The organism is Candidatus Chlorohelix sp., assembly GCF_037138995.1.
GTDB lineage: Bacteria > Chloroflexota > Chloroflexia > Chloroheliales > Chloroheliaceae > Chlorohelix.
The window spans coordinates 22,168-28,461 of the sequence record NZ_JBAXHI010000046.1 but is presented as its reverse complement, the minus strand read 5'-3'; the positions used below and the strand labels follow the sequence as shown (position 1 = coordinate 28,461).

Below are 6,294 nucleotides of genomic sequence, written 5' to 3'. Positions count from 1 at the left end.
CCCCCACACCTCCAGCGAACACGCCGGTACTACTACCGCCACAAACTCCGTTCCCCACGCCCACGCCCACACCGGGGATTCCGGCTTACCCGCAGCCCAAACCGTTGCAACCTGCGCCGGTTGGCGGTGGTTATTTCTCTCGCATTGCTGCCGATGCCACCAATCCGTTCTTTTATCCGCTTTGGAGCAGAGCAGACGACCCTGTATTCAACGGCAAGGCAGCGCGTTCATGGACATGGGGCGACCAACCTTATGGCTTCACCATCCTGCTTGAACCATATGATGGGCAATTACGTATCGTAAATTACCACGATAAAGCGCGTATGGAAGCAGTCAACGCCGATTCTACCAGCATATCCAACGGCTTGTTGGTGCGCGAAATGATTTCGGGCTTCGCTCAGGTGGGCGATAACTCCTATATCCCGCGTGTGCCGTCTCAAATCGCCATCGCCGGCGACCAAACCGAAACCAATATTAATGCGCCCACCTATTACAGCTTTTACAACATCGCTTCGCTTAACAACGACAGACGCGCTCCTAACCAGAACGGGCAAACGGTAATTGCCACCATCTCTAAAGATGGCGTAATCAATGTAAATCCCGGTTCGGCGGTTTACAATGTCATCAATAGTTATTATGACAACAACCTCGGTCACAATATCCCGCAGGTCTTCTGGGATTACATGAACCAACAGGGAGTCATCAATCTGGGTGGTAGCTACCAGAACGGCACAGTTACCGATTGGCTTTCCACCTTCGGCTTGCCGCTCACCGAACCATATTGGACGCATGTAATTGTGGGCGGACAAGACCATGATGTATTGGTGCAACTCTTTGAAAGGCGTGTGCTGACCTTCACCCCCTCCAACGCTGAGCCGTTCAAGGTTGAGATGGGCAATGTAGGGCGACATTATTTCAAATGGCGCTACGGAACGGGTTACTAAACATTTAAAAGCGAAACCTCCCCGCACTGGGGAGGTCTTTTTTTATTGGAGCTTTTTGCGTCAGGGTAGAAGCACGTTCTGGCTAAGGCTTGTAGCGCGGAGAGAAGCAGATTTTACCAAGTTGGCAGGCGAGTCACCGAAAGATGCTACCGCATAACTGCCGTTCTTGTAGTAGCTCATCATCCAGCTTTTATTGGGAACCAGCTTAATAGTAAAAGAGCCTTTATCGTTGGTAGTAAAATCCAACGAGCGTCCTTTGGGTTCAAAGCCGTTGGCGGTTTTAGTCCAGCTTTCGTCCAGCTTCACCTTGAGATTTGGAAGCGGCTTGCCGTTGCGATCCAGCACCGTCACCGTCACATCCTGAGAAGCTTCCAACTTATTCTTGGCATCCTGCCCTTGCCCGGTGATACCGAATTTATCCACCAGTTCCTGATAACGGGCAATAGCGTTACCGTAATCCTTATCATCGGTCAGTTTATTAGCTAACGCCAGCAGAACACGCGGTTGGGAATCGCTGGCTTGCTTGGTAAACTCCACCTGCTCGCCGTAATCTTTCAAGATAAGGCGATAGCGGTCAAGCGCGTTCTGGAAATCGTTATTCTTCTCAAATTGCTGCGCCCAGCTAAAATAAGAACGGGCTAAATTGGTGCGGAACTGTGCCGTCAAGGGCGGGTTCGGGTAAAATTGCAGCGAGCGTTGGTAAGTTTTGATAGCGGTTTCAAACTGCTGCTGATTAAATTGGTCATCGCCATATTGCAGGTGCAAGTTTGAAAGACGCAGCTTTAAATCGGCGGATACATCCACCTTATTGACCACATAGGTCAGAGCTTTCTCGTAATTATCAATGGCTTTAGGATAATCTTTGGCGGTTTCCGCACTGCTACCCTGCGCTACCAACGCATCGCCCAGCAAACCCTGTAACTGACTACGGCTGTCATATCGCCCGTAGGCAGTAAAGGCGGGAGTAAGAGTGGTAATTAAATCACTATAATTATTGTCTGCCAGCAGTTTCTTGCCGTTAGCCGCGTAACAATCCACAATGGCAAGGTTATACGCGCCCACGTCATTGCCATAGGCAAAGTTCAAATCCAGCTTTTTCAGAGCTTGCTCAAAATCGCCCTGCGCCAGCAACTTTTTACCCCACGCCAGATATGTTTTGGAAATATAGGGTTTCAGGTCGGCTGGAACGCCCCCGTACAAGTCAATGGCGCTCTGATAAGTGATAACCGCCTTATCGAATTCACCATTATCGAATTGGCGGTCACCCACATCAAAAATAATACCCTGCGCCTGATACCGCGCTTTATCAATCGCATCCGAATTTGATCCGTCTTTAACCGTCTCATCGTATTTTATCAACGCCTGATCGGGGTTTTGCTCAAAATTTTCAAGGTACAAGCCCCACTCCAGAAACGTCTGCCCGATTTTTTTACGCGCCAAGTCGCTTTGTAGGATTCCCTTATACTCAGGTGAAGAAGCAGCGCGATAAGCGGCAATAGCCTTTTCAAACTGTTTATCCTTAAGCAACCCGTTGCCCCACAGCAAATACGAATCGGCTATGTTCAAAGTGCGGTTGGTTTCAATTCCTTTGCGATACTGCACAATTGCCTGCTCGAAATTACCGCCTTTTCTGAGAGTAGCTGCCTGTAAAGTATGCACCGGAGCTTCACTCACTATACCCGCTACCCCCAACGCCAAGAAAAATACCGCTAAAATTATATAGGCAACCACATTAAAGCCTAGAAAAGTGCGCTTGCGAATCAATGTATTTATTGAGCCAAGCACACATGCCCCCGCAATGCCAACCGATACCCATCCAGCTTGTCCCAAGCCCGAAGCAGCGTCCTGTCCGGTTAGAAAAACCACCGTAAGCAACACCAGCGCCATAGTAACCAGCGTCATAGGCACCCAGATGGGCATCTTGGGCGGTTTCTTTGCTTTGGGAATAATAATTATTTCTGGAGCAGTTACAGGTTGCGTCATATATCCTTAGTCAAATTAACAAAATTACCTGAGTATAAAACAAAAATATCGGGTAGATTATTCTCCCCGACATTCATTTTACCACAAACGCACTAGCCTTTATTTTTGCAGAGTACGCAAAACATATTCTTGTATGGACGCAAGCGATTTTTGGCTTGCCCAGCAATCAAGCACAGCGCTATCATACTCAGCCCCATCTTCGCGTAAACGCTTGAGTACAGGGGCGCGTATTTGCTGCTTGGTCAGCGCAAAAGCCTCAGCCGGAAGCGTAGCCATCTTCTCTGCCACGCCGATAGCATATTCCAGCAATCTCTCCGGCTCTACCAACTTATTCACCAGGCCAAGCGAATACGCGCTCTCCACCGGAAATGTTGCGCCACCGTACAGCAACTCTTCAAAATGCTGCGGGTCGCACACAAAGCGCATAATTTCAAACGCAATCATTGGGAAAGGCACGCCCACCAGCAATTCTGGCACACCGATGCGCCCCTCATCCAACGCCATTACCTTGTAATCCGCCAAGCATGCCAGCACACAACCACCCGCTACCGCATGCCCATTTATTGCCGACACCACGGGCTTTGGATAGAAAAAGAGAGTTTCATATAGCTGGCTTAATATTGGTAGAAATTCCCGGATGTAAGGTTCGCCACCTGCAATTACGCGCTTTAAATCTACCCCCGCTGAGAAAAGCTTGCCTTGCCCGGTCAGTACCAACGCCCGCGCATTGGAACTACGCAACTCTTCTAGCCAGCGCAAAAGCTCCTGACAAAATTCTAAATCCTGTACATTCGCTTTGCCGTACTTAATATGCAGAACATCCACTACTCCGTGGCTTACAATCTCAATCATCTCAATGCTCTCCTAGCATATATTCGGATAGAACAGGCTACCCTCCCCAAAACTCTTACCGAAGCTGAAGCCCTGCCACCCGCTTGTAGCCGCGTAGCCGGGACGAAAATTCCCCACTTTCCATTTTACCTGAAAATCTCGCCCATGTTGCTTTTATAGTCAACCAACTTAACCCTAGTAAGGTTAGGCACTTTGCTGCAAGGCGAAAAAGCAGCGCGTGATGCTTCTGGTAAAATAAAGCGCGGCTTTTATGCAGTTGGAAAAACATCTCATCCCGGAACTGACGGCTGCTTGCCCCCGCATGATGTACTATCCGGGCAGAAGGCACGCAAAATATCTCCCAGCCCGCCTGCCTGACCCGATAACACAGGTCAATTTCTTCCATATACATCCAGAACTGCTCATCCATGAAACCGTTCTGTTCAATTACGGTGCGATTGAAAAGCATGCACGCGCCCAGCGGGAAATCTACTTTGAAGGGCGCACCCTCGAACATCCGACGCGGGTAACGCCCGTTCAAACCGCTTTCGGTGAAACGCCAGTTGATAGGGATAAAATCCAGAAAGATTTGCCACAAACTTGGGAATCTGAAAACACTGTGCTGAAATGAGTCATCTGGATATACTAGGGAAGGGGCTACCACTCCCGCATCGCGCGTTCGCTTGCTGAAGTCCAGCATCTTCCAGATGGAATCGCCGATAACCTCAGTATCGGGATTGAGTAGCAGAATATAATCCCCCTGCGCCTGTGCGTAGCCCTGATTATTGGCGGCGGCAAAGCCCCGATTATCGCTATTCGCCACCAACTTAACCTGCGGGAATTCATCTCTTATCATTAAGGGGGTAGCATCTCGGCTGGCATTATCAACCACAATAATTTCAAAGGTATAACGTGGATGCGGATTAGAAAAAACCGAGGCAAGACATTTGCGGGTCAGGTTTACAGTATTATAACTAACCACGATGATTGAGAGATCCATGCCGTTTCGCTTATCTCAGAAATACTACGGCTTGCTTCGCCCATTCAAAAGCCGGTCCAGCTAGAATGCCCAGCGCAAGTGTGCCGACAGATGTTACCATTAATACAAAGACCAACGCCCAACCGGGTCGTCCTTCTACTACCTTGCGGGTACTGTCGCCAGCCATATACATTTGTACCACAATGCGGAAGTAGTAGAAAACCGCAATCACGCTGGTTGCCACCCCTACCAACGCCAACGCCAGATACCATCCGCCTTCCTGAACCGCCGAACCGAATACCAACGCCTTACCGAAGAAACCAGCGGTTGGAGGTATCCCTCCCAACGAAAGGAGACAAACAGTCATGACGGCAGCAAGCCCCGGATGATGTCGCGCCAGCCCGGTAAAGTAGCTGATGTCTTGTCCTTCCCCGCGTGGTCCTTCCAACGCCAGTATCACCGTAAATGCGCCGAGAGTCATCAAGGTATAAGAAAATAGGTAAAACAAAACTCCCTCTCGCCCTAACGAATTGTCAGAGGCAATACCCACCAGCAAGTAACCCGCTTGAGCAATTGCCGAATAAGCCAGCAAACGTTTTACGCTTTGTTGTGAGAGTGCCATCAGGTTACCAACAATCATTGTCAGGATTGCCAGCACAAAGATAATCGGCTGCCATTGCAACTTTATAGGCTCCAGCATTCCGGTAAAGACCCGCAAGAAGGCGGCAATAATCGCGGCTTTAGTGCCTACCGCCATTAAAGCGGTCACGGGAGTAGGAGAACCTTCATAAACGTCTGGTGTCCACATGTGAAAAGGTACGGCGGAAACCTTGAAAGCAAAGCCCACCGAAAGCATTCCCAAGCCCACCAACGCTAATATGCCATAATCGCCACTGACTCCATTTTTGGTGAAATAGGCAGCGATACCATTAAATTGAGTAGTACCGGAAACGCCGAATAACAACGCCATACCGTATAGCATAAAAGCGGTGGCAAAGCTACTAAGCAAGAAATATTTAAACCCCGCTTCGTGACCACGCAAACTGCGCGGCAAAAAACCCGCCAACACATACAACGCCAGCGAGAATAGTTCCAACGCCACAAAGAAAACCATCAGATTGAGGGAAACTGTCAGCAGCCACATCCCTGTTACGGTTGCCAGCATCAGCGCGTAATATTCGCTGCGTGCCTCAACCCCGATACGGGAAAAGTAATCAGGCGATGCCAAAATTACCAGCGCCCCTGCGCCGAATATAAGAACAGCCATATAGCGGCTCAAATCATCCGCCGCTACCATACCCTGAAACGCTGATGCTTTGTTATCCATCAAGGTGAACGCGCTTACAATAGCCGCCACCAACGTGGTAAAGCTGAGTATTACCAACGCATTTTTCTGCGATTTCGGCAATATCAAGTCAGCCAGCAATATCAGCAAGATACCGCCCGACACAATCCATGCGGGCAATAACGCGCCCCACTCGATTTGACTCAGTTTATCCAGTTCGGCTTTATCTATTTTTACCTGATACAGTACGTTAATTGCAGACAATCCCATAA

Annotated in this window: 5 protein-coding genes; 1 reads left to right on the top strand and 4 read right to left on the bottom strand. The window is 49.2% G+C overall.

From position 1 onward, the window contains the following. The coding region (locus WCK19_RS15975) for a hypothetical protein (protein ID WP_342398396.1) at positions 1 to 944 on the top strand (944 nt) is incomplete at its 5' end. 60 nt (positions 945 to 1,004) lie between these two features. Here the strand turns inward: WCK19_RS15975 and WCK19_RS15970 are convergent. The 4 genes from WCK19_RS15970 to WCK19_RS15955 form a co-directional block, all read right to left on the bottom strand. Further along, a complete protein-coding gene (locus WCK19_RS15970; RefSeq protein ID WP_342398395.1) occupies positions 1,005 to 2,927 on the bottom strand; it encodes a tetratricopeptide repeat protein in 1,923 nt (640 codons plus the stop codon). Between the two features lie 99 nt (positions 2,928 to 3,026). Beyond that, complete coding sequence (locus WCK19_RS15965; RefSeq protein WP_342398394.1) at positions 3,027 to 3,779, bottom strand: enoyl-CoA hydratase/isomerase family protein; 753 nt, start codon at positions 3,777 to 3,779, stop codon at positions 3,027 to 3,029. 55 nt (positions 3,780 to 3,834) lie between these two features. Continuing rightward, complete coding sequence (locus WCK19_RS15960; RefSeq protein ID WP_342398393.1) at positions 3,835 to 4,758, bottom strand: glycosyltransferase family 2 protein; 924 nt, start codon at positions 4,756 to 4,758, stop codon at positions 3,835 to 3,837. Positions 4,759 to 4,768: 10 nt separating this feature from the next. Beyond that, positions 4,769 to 6,292, bottom strand: a complete 1,524-nt coding sequence (locus WCK19_RS15955) for an NADH-quinone oxidoreductase subunit N (protein WP_342398392.1) — start codon at positions 6,290 to 6,292, stop codon at positions 4,769 to 4,771. Positions 6,293 to 6,294 lie beyond the last annotated feature (2 nt).